The organism is Prevotella sp. HJM029, from assembly GCF_000599605.1.
Taxonomy (GTDB): domain Bacteria; phylum Bacteroidota; class Bacteroidia; order Bacteroidales; family Bacteroidaceae; genus Prevotella.
Genome location: NZ_KK082677.1, coordinates 78,134 through 94,836, shown reverse-complemented (window position 1 = coordinate 94,836; position 16,703 = coordinate 78,134). Strand labels below are relative to the sequence as shown.

Here is a 16,703-nt window from a genome sequence, read left to right as displayed (position 1 = left end):
TGGCGGGCAGCCGAAAGCAAGAGATAAAAGACAATTTGCCCGCCATGATGCAGGCTGCAGCTTCTTTCGCCGACCATTACCAGATGGTTTTGGCTTGCGCGCCAGCCATCGAAGCGCATTATTATGACGAGGTGATAGCCCATGTGGCCGTGCCGAATGGGATGGTGTTGCATCGCATTGAAAACGCCACCTACGACTTGTTGCAGCATGCCACGGCCGCCTTGGTTACTAGTGGCACGGCAACCTTGGAGACTGCGCTCTTTGGTGTGCCCCAGGTGGTGTGCTACAAAACGCCTGTTCCGTGGCTCATTCGCTGGGCGTTCACCCACATCTTGTCGTGCAACTATATCTCGTTGGTCAATCTCATCGCAGATAAAGAGATTGTAGCTGAGCTTTTCGCCAATCGCTTTTCTGTGGAACAAATCACGGCCGAACTGGCGCAAATCCTACCTGGTGGTGCGAAGCGTGGCGAGATATTGGCTGGCTATGGATTGGTGGAGGAACGGTTGGGAGAGGAGTGCGCGGCACAAAACGCTGCCCAGCAAATGATAGCGCTTTTGCAACGAGGATAACAACACGGTCATGTAGTCGAAGTTCAGCGATTTCATTTGAGGAGCATTAGTCGGAAGTTTCTGATAGGCGCTCCTCAAATGTTTTTTTATTGTTGGAGCTCCCATAGCCTTTCCTCAGTTGGTTTAACGCTTGTGGGGGACTCCACCGCATGTTCCTTCAAAATGGAATAGGATGGCGAAAGGCCTATGCTACTTGTATTTGATGAGGATATAGACGGCGAGAATCACCAGCACGAAGCCCAACATGACGGACCACGTGAGGGATTCGCCAAACACGAAGATGCCAATAAGCATGGCCGTGAGGGGTTCGAATGCGCCTAATGTGGCCACGGTGGTGCTGTCGATGCGCTTCAACGCCATCACGAGCGTGACGTTGCTGATGGCTGTGGGGACAAGACCGAGCAACAGCAGATGAAGCAGGATGGTGGGTTGATGAATGGGGTAGAGGCCGCCTGTAGTGAAGGTGGAATAGAGCATGAGCAGCAGCATGGCCATGAAAAAGATGAGCACGTTGGGTTTGAGATTGCCTAAGTGGGCCAAGTGCATGCGTGGATAGAGCACCATATAAATGGCATAGAAAAGTCCCGAGAGCAGTTCGAGCACTACGCCTACAATCGCCCCCGTGTGCATCGCGCCTGTTGTAGCTCCCGAAAGCAGCGCTACACCCACGATGGCCAGTAGCAACGCCGTGGCTGTGACAGCGTGGAGGGGCTGATGGCAGAAGATAATTTCGATGAGGGCGGTGAACACGGGATAGGAGAATACGAGGGTGGTGGCCACGCCACTGGGAAGGTAGCGATAGCCGCTGATGATGCAAACGGCCGAGCAGGCATAGAGTAGGGCGAGGAAAGCCAGGCGGAGCCCTTCGCCATAACCGATACGCAGCGATTTCTTGTTGGCGATGAGCACGGTGAGCATGAAGAGGCTGGCAAAGCCAAACCGATAGACCAAAAGCGACGATGGGGGCATGCCTGCCGACAACACAGGCAGGCTGAAGAGCGGAATGGTGCCAAAGGTAGCGGCCGAAACGATGGCATCAACATAGCCACGGGTAGGTTGGGCGGAAGATTTCATGTTGTGCTGAGCTGAAAATAGCACACTACTTTCACGATGCATGGCACCGATGAAAGTAGTGTCTTGTTATTTGTGGATTATTGTTGCTCCATTTGGCGCACAATCCATTGGCATGCGTTGACAAAGGCTTCTATCCACGGCGTAACCTCATCGGCGTGGCGTCGACGTGGATAGTAGGCGTTTTGCCATGGGAAGATGGCGCGTTCGGGGTGGGGCATCATAGCTAAATGTCGGCCGTCGTTCGAACAGATGCCGGCCACATTGTAGTCAGATCCATTGGGGTTACCGGGGTATTCGGCGTAGTTGTATTTCGCCACGATGTTGTAGTGGTCTTCGGGCTCGGGCAAATAGAAATGTCCTTCTCCGTGTGCCACCCAAATGCCCAATTTCGAGTTGCTCAGCGATTTCAACATCACGCTCTCATTCTGTGGAATGGTGAGCCCCACAAAGGCACTCTCAAACTTCTTCGAAGTGTTGTGCAGCAGGTGACTGCGCTGGGCGTGCTCAGGATTGATGAGGTTGAGCTCTATCATCAGTTGACAACCGTTGCAGATGCCAAGGCTCAGCGTGTCGGGACGGGCATAGAACTTGTCCAAAGCTTCTTTGGCCTTGGGGTTGTAGAGAAATGCGCCCGCCCAACCTTTGGCACTGCCTAAAACATCGCTGTTGGAGAAGCCGCCACAGAAGACGATGAGGTGGATGTCGTCCAGCGTCTCGCGCCCGCTGACAAGGTCGGTCATCGTGACATCCTTCACGTCGAAGCCCGCCAGATAGAGTGCATAGGCCATTTCGCGGTCGCCATTCGTTCCTTTTTCGCGAATGATGGCAGCCTTGATTCCCGATGGCGCTTGGCGGTTGGGTGTAATACCATAGCTTTCGAACGTACCGCGGAAGCTGTCGTTAAAGTGCAGTTCGAGCGGCTGCTTCTTGTAGTTCATGAAGCGTTGTTTAGCCATACCATTGCGGCTCTGGTCTCGATCGAGCAAGTAGGATGTGGTATACCACTTATCGCGCAGCATGTCGATGTCAAATTCGTGTGTAAAATCGCCTTTCTTGATGGTGAGGGTGCGCTGTTTTGGTGTGGGATGGCCAATCTTTGCAAAGCCGATACCTTCGTCGTCGAGGAATGTTTTCAACGCCTCTTCGTGGGTGTCGCTCACCTGAATGATCACGCCGGGGTTCTCGGCAAACAGCACTTTGATGATGTCGTCGCTCGTGATGTCGTACAAGTTGATGTGCATGCCGCCAGTGGTGTTGGCAAAGGTCATCTCTAAAAGGGTGGTGATGAGGCCGCCCGCGCTGATGTCGTGGCCTGCCATAATCCATCCGCGGCGTATGAGTTCTTGAATTGTTTCGAAACAATCGGCGAAATATTCTGCATTCTTAATTGTCGGCACATCACTCCCCACTTTGTCTAAACTCTGGGCGAAGGCACTGCCGCCAAGATGCTGCTCGTCGAAACTGAAATCAATATGGTAGAGTGAGCTGTGTTTGTCGTTTACCAAGACGGGGCTAACGGACTTTTTGATGTCATACACTTCGCCTCCCGCACTCACGATAACCGTTCCCGGTGCGATGATTTTCTCGCCGTTGGGATATTGCTGACTGAGCGAGAGGGAGTCTTTTCCCGTTGGAACATTCACGTGCAATGCGCAACAGAAGTCGCTCAAAGCTTCAACGGCTTCATAGAGCCGAGCGTCTTCGCCTTGTTGTGAACGACAGGGCCACATCCAGTTTGCGCTAAGGCTGACACTGCGCAATCCTTCGCTGAGCGGTGCCCAAACGAGGTTAGTTAGCGCTTCGGCAACCGAGAGCACACTGCCTGCTTTGGGGTCGGCTAATCCTGCTTGTGGCGCATGTCCCATGGAGGTTGCAATGCCTTTCTCTCCCTTGTAGTCAAGGGCTACGATGCCACAATCCGACAATGGTAATTGAATTTCGCCTTGTGTTTGCTGCCTTGCTACCTTTCCTGTTACCGAACGGTCAACTTTGTTGGTTAACCAATCTTTGCAAGCTACGGCTTCTAATTGCAGCACGCTCCACACATAGGTATCCAACGCTTCAGCCGAATAGGTGACATTCTCGTAGGTGCGTTTGACAGTCTTGTCGCACATGATGGTGACAGGAGTGTGTCCAAACATCTGTGCCACGTCTAAATCGAATGGCTTTTTGCCATCCTCCTGCTTGAAACTGAAGTGTGCATCACCAGTCGTTTCGCCTACAACATACATTGGTGCACGCTCACGCTCGGCAATCTTCTGCACATAATCCAAATGTTGTTCATCAATCAAAAGCCCCATGCGCTCTTGACTTTCATTGGCTATAATCTCTTTTGCCGAAAGGGTTTGGTCGCCAATCGGGAGCTTTTCCATTTGAATCTCGCCACCACATTCCTCAACTAACTCCGAAAGACAATTCAAATGGCCTGCACTGCCGTGGTCGTGAATGCTTACAACGGGATTTTCTTTGTCCTCAACAAGCGCGCGGACTAAATTGTAAGCACGCTTCTGCATCTCGGGATTAGCGCGCTGGATAGCGTTTAATTCAATGCCATTACTATAGCGACCCGTATCAACAGACGATACACTTCCGCCGCCTAAACCGATGCGATAGTTGTCTCCCCCGACAACAACAATCTTATTTCCTGTCTTAGGAGCCTTCTTTAGGCAGTCGCGTTTCTTGCCAAATCCAACGCCACCAGCTAACATAATGACCTTATCGTAGGCATATTTCTCTCCGTTCTCCTGGTGTTCAAAGGTGAGAACCGAACCGCAGATGAGCGGTTGACCAAATTTATTGCCAAAGTCACTTGCACCATTCGAAGCCTTGATGAGAATTTGTTCGGGGCTTTGATAAAGCCATTCCCTTAGGGGGAGAATGCTTTCCCAGTCACGTTCTGTTGCTAATCCTTCATTATTTTGTAGGCGAGGATAGGCTGTCATGTAGCAAGCTGTCCCCGCTATTGGCCAAGAACCAACACCACCAGCCATGCGATCGCGGATTTCTCCTCCCGTTCCTGTTGCCGCACCATTAAAGGGTTCCACTGTAGTTGGAAAGTTATGTGTCTCAGCTTTCAGCGATATAACGCTTTCAATCTCTTTTGTTTCAAAGAAACTGGGCGCACAAGGATTGCTTGGAGCAAATTGTTCTATTATGGGACCTTGTGCAAAAGCTACGTTGTCTTTATAAGCTGAAAGAATCGAATTGGGATTCTCCTGGGTTGTCTTTTTAATCAAGGCAAAAAGTGAAGAGGGGCGTTCCTTGCCATCAATCACAAATTTTCCACCAAAGATTTTATGGCGACAATGTTCAGAATTGATTTGAGCAAAGCCAAAAATTTCAGAATCTGTTAGTGGACGTTGATTGGCTTTCTCCAATTGGTGGAGATATTTTATCTCATCTTCACTGAGCGCCAATCCCTCTTGCTCATTGTATTCTTCTAAGTTTTCAATATATTTAATGGCATCGGGCTCATGATTGATGGTGAAAATATCTTGATCCAAGCCGTCGTACATACGCTGTAACATCGTGTCATACTCCACATCTTTGCTGCTGATGGGGTAATATTCCTCAATACGTAAAATGCCATCAAGATTCATATTTTGTGTAATCTCAACGGCATTTGTGCTCCAAGGAGTTACCATTTCTCGGCGTGGTCCCACGAAAAGACCTGTAATTTTGTCGTTACTTTCATAGGAAGCCTCCCCATAGAGCCAACATAATTTATCGATTTCCTCTTGTGTGGGGCGATGATTGAATTGTGTAGCAATAATGCTCTGTGTTGTTGTTTTGAAAAAAAGAATCATACTTTCTTTATTATAATAGGTGAAGTGTTGTGTTATGCAAAGTTACAGTAATTCTGTTTATCACACAAATGAATGTTGCTTTTTTTATAAGTCTCTGTAACGTTTCTGTTTTTGTATCAGGTATAGGGAGTCGTATTCCTATCATTTTATATAGAATTTTTTAATGTGTTGAAGAAGTTGTAATAGAAAATCTTCTTTTGGAAAAGAGAGGTGTTGCTATTCGTTTTTGTCGAACATAATTCGAAACATAATCCAAAAGATTTATTTTATAGACAATATTTTTGAGTAATAGTTATATGAAAGTTTTCCAAAATATTTTGTAAATTACTGATAATCAATACATATTTAAAATATAATATTTAAAAAGTTATCCAAAAATAAAATTTAATATAGATAATTTGCTTTTTTAATTGAGTATTTATTACCTTTGCATGAAGATATAAGTAATATAAAAAACAAAGGATATATGATACAGACAGTAGTTAAAAGGGATGGTAGAATCGTTGGTTTTAACGAGCAAAAGATTATGGCAGCGATTCGTAAAGCGATGCTGCAAACTGATAAAGGTGAAGATGAAGCCTTAGCACAAAAGATTACTGACCACATCACGATGCGTGGAAAGAGTCAGATGACGGTAGAAGGAATCCAAGATTTTGTAGAAAAAGAATTAATGAAAAGTGCCCGAAAAGATGTGGCACAGCGTTACATTGCTTATCGAAATCAACGAAGTATTGCACGAAAAGCTAAAACACGTGATATTTTTATGGAAATCGTGAATATAAAAAATAACGATGTAACACGTGAAAATGCGAACATGAATGCCGATACACCTGCAGGCATGATGATGAAATTCTCTTCGGAAACTACAAAACCATTTGTTGATGATTACCTGTTGTCACAAGATGTTTATGAAGCTGTGCGTCAGAATTATATCCATATTCATGATAAAGATTATTATCCTACGAAGAGTTTAACCTGCGTTCAGCATCCTTTAGACCATATTTTAGATAACGGTTTTGTGGCAGGGCATGGTTCTTCGCGTCCTGCAAAACGCATTGAAACGGCAGCAGTTCTGGCATGTATCTCTTTAGAAACTTGTCAAAATGAGATGCATGGTGGACAAGCTATTCCTGCTTTTGACTTTTATTTGGCACCTTATGTTCGTACTTCTTATATAGAAGAGGTGAAAAATGTAGAACGTTTAATGGGGCTTGATCTTTCGCATCTTTATCATGCAGAGATGGAAGATTACACCATAAGTGAGTTGACTGACTTGAAAGGTGACGCACGTTGGCAGCAACATGCCATCAATAAAACTGTAAATCGGGTGCATCAAGCGATGGAAGCCTTTATCCACAATATGAATACCATTCATAGTAGAGGAGGAAACCAAGTCGTATTTTCATCCATCAATTATGGCACTGATACTTCAGCTGAGGGGCGATGCATTATTCGTGAATTATTAAAATCGACTTATGAGGGAGTCGGAAATGGCGAAACAGCAATATTCCCGATTCAAATTTGGAAGAAAAAACGTGGTGTAAATTACTTACCTTCTGACCGAAACTATGATTTGTATCAATTGGCTTGTAAGGTGACTGCACGCCGTTTCTTCCCCAATTTCCTGAATTTAGATGCCACGTTTAATCAGAATAAAAATTGGAAAGCTACTGATCCCAAGCGTTATATGTGGGAAGTTGCAACAATGGGATGCCGTACACGTGTGTTCGAAAATCGTTTTGGTGAGACGACAAGTGTGGGGCGTGGCAACTTGAGTTTTACCACAATTAATATCGTTAAATTGGCCATCGAATGTCGATCAATAGCCAATTCTGAAGAGCGGATTAACACTTTCTTCAAGAAGTTGGATCATATTCTGGAAATCACAGCAAAGCAATTGGATGAGCGTTATCAGTTTCAGAAGACCGCTTTTGTGAAACAATTTCCTTTGTTGATGACGAAACTTTGGATTAATGCCGACAAATTAAATCCGGATGACACGATTGAAAAGGTCATTAATCAGGGTACTTTAGGCATCGGATTTATAGGATTGGCCGAGTGTCTAAAGGCTTTAACGGGGAAGCACCATGGTGAAAGTGAAGAAGCACAGGCTTTAGGGTTGAAGATTGTTCGTTATATGTGTGAACGATGTGCCGAATACTCAGAGCGTTATCAGCATAATTATAGTCTGTTGGCAACACCGGCTGAAGGCTTGTCTGGGCGTTTCACCCGCTTCGATCGAAAAGAATTTGGCGAGATAGAAGGCGTCACAGATCGTGATTATTATACAAACTCCAATCACGTTCCGGTGTATTATAAATGCTCTGCAACACATAAAGCGCAAGTAGAAGCACCTTATCACGAATTAACACGCGGCGGACATATATTCTATGTAGAGATGGATGGCGATGCAACACATAATCCAAAGGCCATAGAGCGCATTGTTGATATGATGGATGCCTATAATATGGGCTACGGAAGTATGAATCATAATCGTAATCGTTGCATGGATTGTGGATATGAAAATGCAGCAAAAAAATTAGATGTATGTCCAAAATGTGGAAGCACGCATATCGATAGATTACAGCGTATTACGGGTTATTTAGTGGGAACAACCGAACGTTGGAATAAAGGAAAACTTGCAGAATTGAATGATCGCGTGACACATACAGATGAAAATTAATTCTGTTTTAAAAGATAATGAAATCTTATGGGGCAGGGAATAGTCTGCTTCGATTTCTAAAAAAGGAGCGTCATTTGTGCAAACAAATAGAATGGTAGAAGTGACTATCCCCACCTTTAATGATAAGCAGTTGTTATGAAATATATGATTCACGTATTACGAGTGGTGCATGACACAATGGTTGACGGACCAGGATTGCGAACTTCGATTTATTGTGCGGGGTGTCCCCATGCTTGTTTGGGCTGCCATAATCCGCAATCCTGGGCTTTTGGTCAAGGAGAACGCATGACAACTGAAACTTTGATGAACGAGATTTTAACCGATTCTTTTGCTGATGTTACGTTTACCGGTGGTGATCCAATGGCTCAAGCCGCAGGTTTCTTGGATTTAGCAAAGGTCATTCGGGAACAAACACATAAAACAATTTGGTGTTATACGGGGTTTACTTTTGAAGACCTCCTGCAAAATTCTACACAAAGGGCATTGTTAGAAGAGCTTGATGTGTTAGTCGATGGACGCTTTATTGCATCGCAAAAGGATGAAGACCTACTGTTTCGAGGGAGTAGAAACCAACGATTAATCGATGTAAAACGCTCTCTTTCAACACAAAAGGTTGTACTTTGGGAAGCCGATTCTGTTATGGCGATTTAGAAGAATATACTTGATTGTTAGGAAAATCGCTGTAATTGAGCTTTAAAAAGGTGTATATTGGCGTGAAATATAGCACACTTTATACCATAAACTATACGATATTACTGCATAAAATGGTTCATATTTATTCTCAATATGAACCATTTTTTTATGAAAGCCATTGCACCTTGGATACATGGTACTTCTCTATAGGTGAGGAACGAGGAAATATCACTGTTTTAAAGAATTGAAATGATGTAGAGAAAGGAAAGGAAAAAACCGCTTTTGGAAAATGGTGGAATTGGTTTTCGGGCATATAATAGGGGAAAAACCTTATAGTATTTCTCAAATAAGGTGTTGTATATTAAAGCAGATTTAGTGTTTATCCCATTATGTTTTGTAAAATATTTTGGTATTCAGGTATATCCTCTAAGAATAAATATTTTTTACTATTATAATCCATCTTGCAGCAATAGTGTTGTCGTCCATTTGAGACAATCAAATAGTCTACATGCAGCAGCATGTTATAGACAGATATTTGGTCGAATGTCTTTTGTGTGATGGTAATATGAGGTGCTTTATATTCTAAAATCATGAGTGGTTTAAGATCTTTAGAGTATAGAATAGTGTCTGCGCGTAATCTCTTTTGGCCAACTTTAAGTTCTACTTCATTAGCCAAAAGTGTTGCCGGATATTTTTTATAGTTAATTAAAAAGTGGATAAAGTGTTGGCGAACCCATTCCTCGGGAGTGAGTGCAACATACTTTCGACGGAGAATATCTAAAATTGTTGGTCGGTTGGGAGTTCCTGCTAACTTTATATTAAAATCGGGTAGGTTTAATGGAATCATTTTATTATTTTTGCAGTAATGAGGTCAAATGTGACAATGTAAATTAAAACATTGCTCGACACATTGGCCTTTTATGCAAAGATAATAATAAAAATTGAATTCTAAAATGCCCGAAAAGAAAAATGTAAGTGCGACGTATGAGCAAATTATGCGCGACTTGAATGCAGGGAAATTTTCACCTATATATATATTAATGGGTGAGGAATCTTATTATATTGATAAGATTACGGACTATATTGTAGAGCATGGTTTACAACCAGCAGAACGAGATTTTAATCAAAGTATTGTCTTTGGGACAGATGTTTCTGCTGCGCAAGTTGTAGATTTGGCAAAAGGATTTCCTATGATGGCCGCAAGGAGGATTGTCGTTGTACGCGAGTTTCAGAATATGAAGAATACGGAAGCGTTAGAAAACTATTTTAAACATCCTGCTATTTCGACAACACTTGTACTCTGCTATAAAAATGGAACGATAGATAAACGGAAAAAGTTTTTTACCATAGCACAAGGAAGTGGTGCGGTGATTTTTGAAGGCAAAAAATTGTATGACCGAGAGCTTCCGGGATTTATTGAGGGTTATCTCAGACAGCAGCAAGCAACGATTGAGTACAAAGCAGCACAAATGATGGCTGAATTTGTGGGTGCAGATTTGAGTCGATTAACTTCTGAATTGGATAAATTGCTCCTATCATTTTCTACATCCCAACGCCGCATCACACCGGAATTGGTTGAGAAGGAGGTTGGTATTAGTAAAGACTTTAATGCTTTTGAATTGCGTAATGCGATAGTCAATCGTGATGTTTTTAAAGCTAATTTAATCATAAAATACTTTGACAAAAATCCAAAGTCAGGGTCACTCTTTGCTTTTCTGCCAATGCTGTTCTCTTATTTTGAAAATCTAATGATTGCACATTATACACCTAATCGGACAAATGAAAATAGTCTTGCACAAGCACTTGAGTTGCGGGGTAGTAGGGCTGCGCGAGATTATCTTCGAGGAATGCAAAATTACTCTGCAATGAAAACGCTCCAAATTATTTCTAAAGTTAGAGAGATTGATGCCAAAAGTAAGGGAATAAATAACCCAAATACAGAAGTCGGAGAGCTTATGAAGGAGCTTATCTTCTTTATTTTGCATTAAAAATAGCTGTTTTTACCTTGTTTTGTTCTAAATGAAGTGCTCCATAAGAGCACTTTTTTTAGGCATAAATATCGGTAAATAAAGGGTTTTGTCCTATTTTAATAGCCTCATATTTTGCGCATTTATAATATTCTTTCCTATGAGCCAGAATATTAAAAATATGATGAAAATATATCTTTTTCGAAGAGAATCGCTTTAGGTTTTATTTCGTTAACATTTGCATTTCTATATTTTACAAAATAAAACTCGGTAAATTCTATTGTATATTTATGTTTGCAAACAGAGTCGTTTTGTGATATTAAATAATTTACATCTTTACAACGATATATTATTTATTCGAATATTTGTATTTACATTCTTAAATGAATAAATATGTAGCCATTGAAATACCATACAAATAGCTCATATTCTGTATTATATAGGACTTTTGAAGAGTAATTAATCCCACAATGACGATTATTTAGTGGCATAGAAGATGATCTTGTGTAGTCATCTTTTTCTATTCCAATATAACCATCTTTTAACCAATATATTAACTTATAATGAATAAAATGATAGATAAGGTGAGTTTTTATTTATGAATTTGTATATGCAAATCGAAACGGTGTGGATTTATGTTTGTGATTTTATCTGTGCTGATTCGTATTTACAAATGTAGATTTGCGTAATAAAAGAAATAGTTTAAACTTGTTGTTCATTCAACTTTTTTGTTTTATCTTTGTAAATTGTATAAGAACAAGGTAATTTGAACATATTTTTCGATGCTTTACGTATGAAAGAGCGTATAAAACAGATTATGGAGAGTCAACATATGACTCAGCAGACTTTTGCACAGTTCATTCAAATATCACCTGCATCTTTGAGTAGCATATTTAATGATCGTACGAAACCGACTTTGGCTATCGTTGAGGCTATCTGTGCAAAAATACCGGCCTTATCTTTAGAGTGGTTGATGTTTGGAACGGGGGCTATGTATAAAAATGATGTTGTAAATTCAGCAGGCAATGGTAGTAATGCATCTCAAAAAACATCTGATGGTATGCTTAACTTTTTCGAGGAACCATCCCCTACATCTCCATCATCTTCTTCCCAATCTGTTGTGCCAGATAGGGACGAGATTACTAAAAAACCGCAAAAAGAGGTTGTGAAAATTATTGACAAAAAAGAGAGGAAGATTTCTGAAATACGTATTTTCTATGATGATAATACATGGGAAACCTTCGTTCCTGCAAAAAGTTAGTTGTTGGTAACTAACTTTTTTTTTGTTATCTTTGCAGGGAACAGAAGCGTAAGCGCAAAGATGAAAAAACAGATTTTAGATTTGAGAGTGAAGTCGGTTGAGCAATTAGGTTTCCGCTACTCATTGATTAAGTTAACAAGTGACGAATCTCTTCCAACAATTTATCCGGGGCAGTTTGTTGAAGTTCGTGTAGATCATTCCTCAAATACCTTTCTAAGGCGTCCTATTTCAGTCAACTTTGTTGATGTCGAAAATCGAGAACTTTGGCTTTTAGTGGCACAAGTGGGACATGGGACACGGCAACTTTCTAAGCTCGTACCAGGCGAATTTCTAAATTGTTTGCTACCTTTAGGGAATCATTTTACGATACCAACAGATATTAATACTAAAGTTTTATTGGTAGGTGGTGGTGTTGGTGTAGCGCCATTACTCTATTATGGGAAAATTCTTCATGATAGAAAGTATGATGTTACATTCCTTTTAGGTGCAAAATCAAAAGATGACTTGGTTGAAAAAGAACTTTTTGAGCAATATGGGGAGGTCTGCATTACGACAGAAGATGGCAGTTTGGGTGAAAAAGGGTATGTCACGAATCATTCAATTCTCCAAAAAAGAAATTTTTCATACCTTGCAACTTGTGGACCAAAGCCCATGATGTTAAGTGTCGCGCGCTATGCACATGCACACAAAATTATATGTGAAGTTTCGTTAGAGAATAAGATGGCATGTGGTTTAGGAGCATGTCTTTGTTGTGTTGAGAAAACGAAAGAAGGAAATGTTTGTGTATGTAAGGAGGGGCCTGTTTTAAATATAAATGAATTATTATGGCAGCTTTAAATGTAAAAATAAATGATGTGGAATTTAAGAATCCAATCATCACTGCATCTGGAACTTTTGGTTATGGTTTAGAATTTGCAGATTTAGTGCCATTAGATAAATTGGGTGGAATCATCGTCAAAGGGACAACTTTGCATCATCGTGAAGGAAATGATTATCCACGGATGGCAGAAATGGCTCAGGGGATGCTGAATTGTGTGGGGCTTCAAAATAGAGGTGTCGACTATTTTTGCCGTGAGATTTATCCAAAGATTAAGGATATTGGTACTAATATGCTGGTCAACGTGAGTGGGAGTAGCCCAGAAGACTATGCCGCATGTGCAGCGCGTATCAATACTTTAGAGAAGATACCTGCGATAGAGCTAAATATCAGTTGTCCGAACGTACGCGAAGGGGGGATGGCTTTTGGTGTAACTTGTTCGGGAGCTGCACAAGTTGTTAAGGCTGTTCGTGCCGTTTATGATAAGACGCTTATTGTGAAGTTGTCGCCGAATGTTACCGATATAGCTCAAATAGCTTGTGCTTGTGAGGATGAAGGAGCCGATGCGGTCTCACTTATTAACACGCTTTTGGGGATGGCTGTAGATATAGAGCGCCGAAAACCGCAGCTAAGTATTCGGACAGGTGGTTTAAGTGGTCCCGCCGTTAAACCTGTAGCGTTGCGTATGGTATATGATGTTGCACACGCTGTGAAGATTCCTGTGATTGGTTTAGGTGGTATAAGTTCGGCTATTGACGCAATAGAATTCCTTATGTGTGGTGCAACAGCCATTCAAATTGGCACAGCTAATTTTGTAGATCCTACTATTACAATGAAGGTTATAGAAGGTTTGGATTCCTGGTTAGATGTGCATGGTTGTCAGAATGTGCATGAAATCATCGGTGCTTTAGAGGTGTAATGGGCTATAAGCATTGAGGTCTAAATTGGCTATAAGCATTAAGGTGAAATCATAACTATATATAAAAGGTAGTAAAATGTGGGGCTATTGATGGAAAAGACCTACCTTTGCTGCCGCAATTCAAATAGTTTTTAATAAGATGGAACAAGAAAAGAATAAGTTTATATCGGTTTCTTACCGTTTGTATGATGTGACAGCAATGCCGAAAGCACTTCTTGAAGAGACACAAGATGGGCGTCCTTTTGATTTTATCAGTGGTTTTGGTATCACCTTGCCAGCTTTTGAGGCAGCTATTGTTAATTTAACTAAAGGCGAGCATTTTGATTTTACATTGTCATCAGCTGAGGCTTATGGTGATTATGTGGAAGCTCATATTGTCGATTTGGATAAATCTATTTTCATGATTGATGGTAAATTTGATGATACGCGTATAGCAGTAGATGCTATCATCCCATTGCAAAATGAAGATGGTCAACGATTCAATGGACGCGTGTTAGCAATCAATGCGGATAAGGTAAAAATCGATTTAAATCATCCATTGGCGGGGAAAACCTTGAATTTTGTCGGCGAAGTGTTGGAAAACCGTGATGCTACAGCCGAGGAACTGGCACAATTTGCTAAGATGTTGCATGGCGAACACAGCTGTGGAGACTGTGGTGGAGGTTGCCATAGTGGAGGTTGTAGTCACGACGAATGCGGCGGCGGTTGTGGCAGTTGTCATTAAAAAAGCTATATGTTGTTTGCGCTATGCGAAATAGTTTGGGGCATCTTTTCCGGCTAACAACCTTTGGAGAGAGCCATGGTGTGGCTGTAGGGGGCGTGATTGATGGTATGCCTGCGGGTGTTGTTATTGATATCAATTTCGTGCAAAGCGAGCTCAATCGCCGTCGACCAGGACAGAGTAACGTTACTACTTCGCGTGCAGAATCCGACCGGATAGAGTTTCTCAGTGGCTTATTTGAGGGGAAGACCACTGGCGCTCCCATTGCTTTTGTCGTATTTAATCAAGACCAACACAGTCAAGATTATGATGCTTTGCGTACGTTGTACCGCCCTTCGCATGCCGATTTTACCTATAAAGCTAAGTATGGTATCCGAGATTATCGTGGAGGTGGGCGTGCTTCAGCTCGCATTACACTTGCTCGTTGTGTAGCAGGAGCAATCGCTAAATTAGCACTGCGGCAGCACAATATTCATATTCATGCTTATACTTCACAGATTGGCTCCATAGCTCTACCTGAAGATTACCATCATTATGATTTTAATCAAGTAGAACAAAACGGCGTGCGTTGTCCAGATAGTGCCGTAGCCCTGCAGATGGAGACACTCATTATGAAGGTAAAGCAAGAGGGAGACACGCTTGGAGGCATTGTTTCTTGTGTTATTCAGGGGTGCCCTCCCGGCTTAGGTGAGCCCGAGTTTAGCAAGTTACATGCCGATTTGGGCAGTGCGATGTTGAGTATTAATGCTGCGAAAGGTTTTGAATATGGTGATGGTTTTGCAAGCGTTACCCATCGAGGTAGTGAGATAAACGATAGTTTTACTATGTCGAATGGTTGCGTTACCACCTCAACCAATCATAGTGGGGGGATTCAAGGCGGCATTAGCAATGGGCAAGATATTTTTTTTCGTGTTGCTTTCAAGCCTGTTGCAACTCTTCAAAAGCAACAAAAGACTATTAACGGGGTTGGGGAAATAGTATCATTTGCAGCTAAGGGACGTCATGATCCGTGTGTTGTTCCACGTGCTGTCCCAATTGTTGAAGCAATGGCCGCTATGGTAATTTTCGACCATTATTTACTCAATTTAGCAGAAAAATTTTGAGAAAAGAAAAAATACATGGCAAATGCAATTTTAGTTTCGAATAAATTGGGTATATTTGCAACGACTATTCAGTGTTCGTGATGAATTGTGATAGTCGATAGTTAAGTCTAGTTTAGTTTTTGTGTTGGTTGAGGGTAGTAGTGTTACTGCCCTCAATTTTTGTTTTGATTCGTGGCAAGTCCGTAAGCAACTTGATTGCCTTTTGCACACATGATAGTTTCTTCTGTTTTATAATTTCAATTTGTAAGCAGCGCTTTGATGTAGGTCAATAAAAGTTTCATTTTCGCTTCTTTTTGTTATAATCTTTTTGTTCTTTCTTTTTCTTGCTCTACCTTTGCATCGTCTTAAGAACAAAAAGACATTTAAATAGAATAAACAAACAGGAATAACAGAGCGTTATGGTAACACATGCACTCTTAATGATTAAAAGATGAAGAAAGATATGAAAAAGATTGTTTTGATGTTAGTTGCATTGATGAGTATGACAACAGTGGCTTTTGCTGAAGGTGAGAATGCAAAAGCTGCAAATGAGGCTGCTGCTTACGACATGAGTGTGAACTATTCTAAGTTGGCTAATGCATTAGGTCTTTCAATAGATCAGTTGGAAAGCGTTGAAGATGTGCACAAAACATTTTGCATTGAAATGATGAACGCAGCCAATGCTCCTAAAGATGAGCGCAAGAGTATGGTTGATAAAGCTATTGAGAAGAATCTCAAGTATATGCGTTATATATTAAACAGCAATCAGTACAGCAAGTATTTGCAATTGTTGAACGCAACAATGAATAATCGTGGTTTGAATAATTAAGCCCGTTACCATATTGAGAAGTTGTTAAAACTAAAAAGGAAGCTGCATGTCTGGCAAAACAGATGTGCAGTTTTTTTATGTTGTAGTCACCACAAACGAAAACCCAGGCTCAAATCAATCGTTAGCATCTGTTCGGGTCTTGTTTGATGGTGGGACGGATAGGTTGCCACCTTGTCGTACGGGTGCAAACATGTTTTACACCGTTGCAATACGATTTCGTATGCGTGCAAACACGTTTTGCGCCTTGCAACACGATTTCGTACGCGTGCAAACACGTTTTACGCCTTGTAATACGATTTCGTACGCATGCAAACACGTTTTACATCGTTGCAACAACTC

Annotated in this window: 12 protein-coding genes and 1 pseudogene; 10 read left to right on the top strand and 3 right to left on the bottom strand. The window is 41.8% G+C overall.

Going from position 1 to position 16,703, the window contains the following annotated elements; genetic code table 11:
- Positions 1 to 572 (top strand): annotated as a pseudogene (locus X919_RS17340) (lipid-A-disaccharide synthase); the annotation flags it as partial.
- 189 nt (positions 573 to 761) lie between these two features.
- Here the strand turns inward: X919_RS17340 and X919_RS0113410 are convergent.
- Complete coding sequence (locus X919_RS0113410) at positions 762 to 1,646, bottom strand: DMT family transporter (protein WP_028900551.1); 885 nt, start codon at positions 1,644 to 1,646, stop codon at positions 762 to 764.
- 77 nt (positions 1,647 to 1,723) lie between these two features.
- Positions 1,724 to 5,452, bottom strand: a complete 3,729-nt coding sequence (purL, locus tag X919_RS0113405) for a phosphoribosylformylglycinamidine synthase (protein WP_028900550.1) — start codon at positions 5,450 to 5,452, stop codon at positions 1,724 to 1,726.
- 466 nt (positions 5,453 to 5,918) lie between these two features.
- On the opposite strand from purL, the gene X919_RS0113400 reads away from it, so the two are divergent.
- Together X919_RS0113400 and nrdG are read left to right on the top strand one after the other, a co-directional pair.
- Positions 5,919 to 8,135, top strand: coding sequence for an anaerobic ribonucleoside triphosphate reductase (locus tag X919_RS0113400; RefSeq protein WP_028900549.1), 2,217 nt, complete (start codon positions 5,919 to 5,921; stop codon positions 8,133 to 8,135).
- Positions 8,136 to 8,279: 144 nt separating this feature from the next.
- A complete protein-coding gene (nrdG, locus tag X919_RS0113395) occupies positions 8,280 to 8,786 on the top strand; it encodes an anaerobic ribonucleoside-triphosphate reductase activating protein (RefSeq protein WP_025071173.1) in 507 nt (168 codons plus the stop codon).
- 361 nt (positions 8,787 to 9,147) lie between these two features.
- Here nrdG and X919_RS0113390 read toward each other — a convergent pair whose 3' ends face one another.
- Positions 9,148 to 9,615 carry a type I restriction enzyme HsdR N-terminal domain-containing protein gene (locus tag X919_RS0113390; protein ID WP_028900548.1) on the bottom strand — a complete coding sequence of 156 codons (468 nt, stop codon included), beginning with the start codon at positions 9,613 to 9,615 and terminating at the stop codon, positions 9,148 to 9,150.
- Positions 9,616 to 9,721: 106 nt separating this feature from the next.
- On the opposite strand from X919_RS0113390, the gene holA reads away from it, so the two are divergent.
- From holA to X919_RS0113355, 7 genes are all read left to right on the top strand, one after another.
- On the top strand, positions 9,722 to 10,756 hold the full coding sequence (gene holA / locus X919_RS0113385; RefSeq protein WP_028900547.1) for a DNA polymerase III subunit delta: 1,035 nt from the start codon (positions 9,722 to 9,724) through the stop codon (positions 10,754 to 10,756).
- Positions 10,757 to 11,528: 772 nt separating this feature from the next.
- On the top strand, positions 11,529 to 11,996 hold the full coding sequence (locus X919_RS0113380) for a helix-turn-helix domain-containing protein (protein WP_028900546.1): 468 nt from the start codon (positions 11,529 to 11,531) through the stop codon (positions 11,994 to 11,996).
- A 60-nt stretch (positions 11,997 to 12,056) separates the two neighbouring features.
- Complete coding sequence (locus tag X919_RS0113375; protein WP_028900545.1) at positions 12,057 to 12,833, top strand: dihydroorotate dehydrogenase electron transfer subunit; 777 nt, start codon at positions 12,057 to 12,059, stop codon at positions 12,831 to 12,833.
- Positions 12,821 to 13,732, top strand: coding sequence for a dihydroorotate dehydrogenase (locus X919_RS0113370; protein ID WP_028900544.1), 912 nt, complete (start codon positions 12,821 to 12,823; stop codon positions 13,730 to 13,732). Before X919_RS0113375 ends, X919_RS0113370 begins: the two co-directional genes overlap by 13 nt.
- A gap of 139 nt (positions 13,733 to 13,871) precedes the next feature.
- Positions 13,872 to 14,456 (top strand): FKBP-type peptidyl-prolyl cis-trans isomerase, encoded by a 585-nt coding sequence (locus X919_RS0113365; RefSeq protein WP_028900543.1) that lies wholly within the window; start codon positions 13,872 to 13,874, stop codon positions 14,454 to 14,456.
- Between the two features lie 23 nt (positions 14,457 to 14,479).
- The gene (gene aroC / locus X919_RS0113360) at positions 14,480 to 15,556 is read left to right on the top strand and encodes a chorismate synthase (RefSeq protein ID WP_028900542.1); all 1,077 of its coding nucleotides are present in this window, start codon (positions 14,480 to 14,482) and stop codon (positions 15,554 to 15,556) included.
- 442 nt (positions 15,557 to 15,998) lie between these two features.
- Positions 15,999 to 16,364 carry a hypothetical protein gene (locus tag X919_RS0113355; RefSeq protein WP_028900541.1) on the top strand — a complete coding sequence of 122 codons (366 nt, stop codon included), beginning with the start codon at positions 15,999 to 16,001 and terminating at the stop codon, positions 16,362 to 16,364.
- Positions 16,365 to 16,703 lie beyond the last annotated feature (339 nt).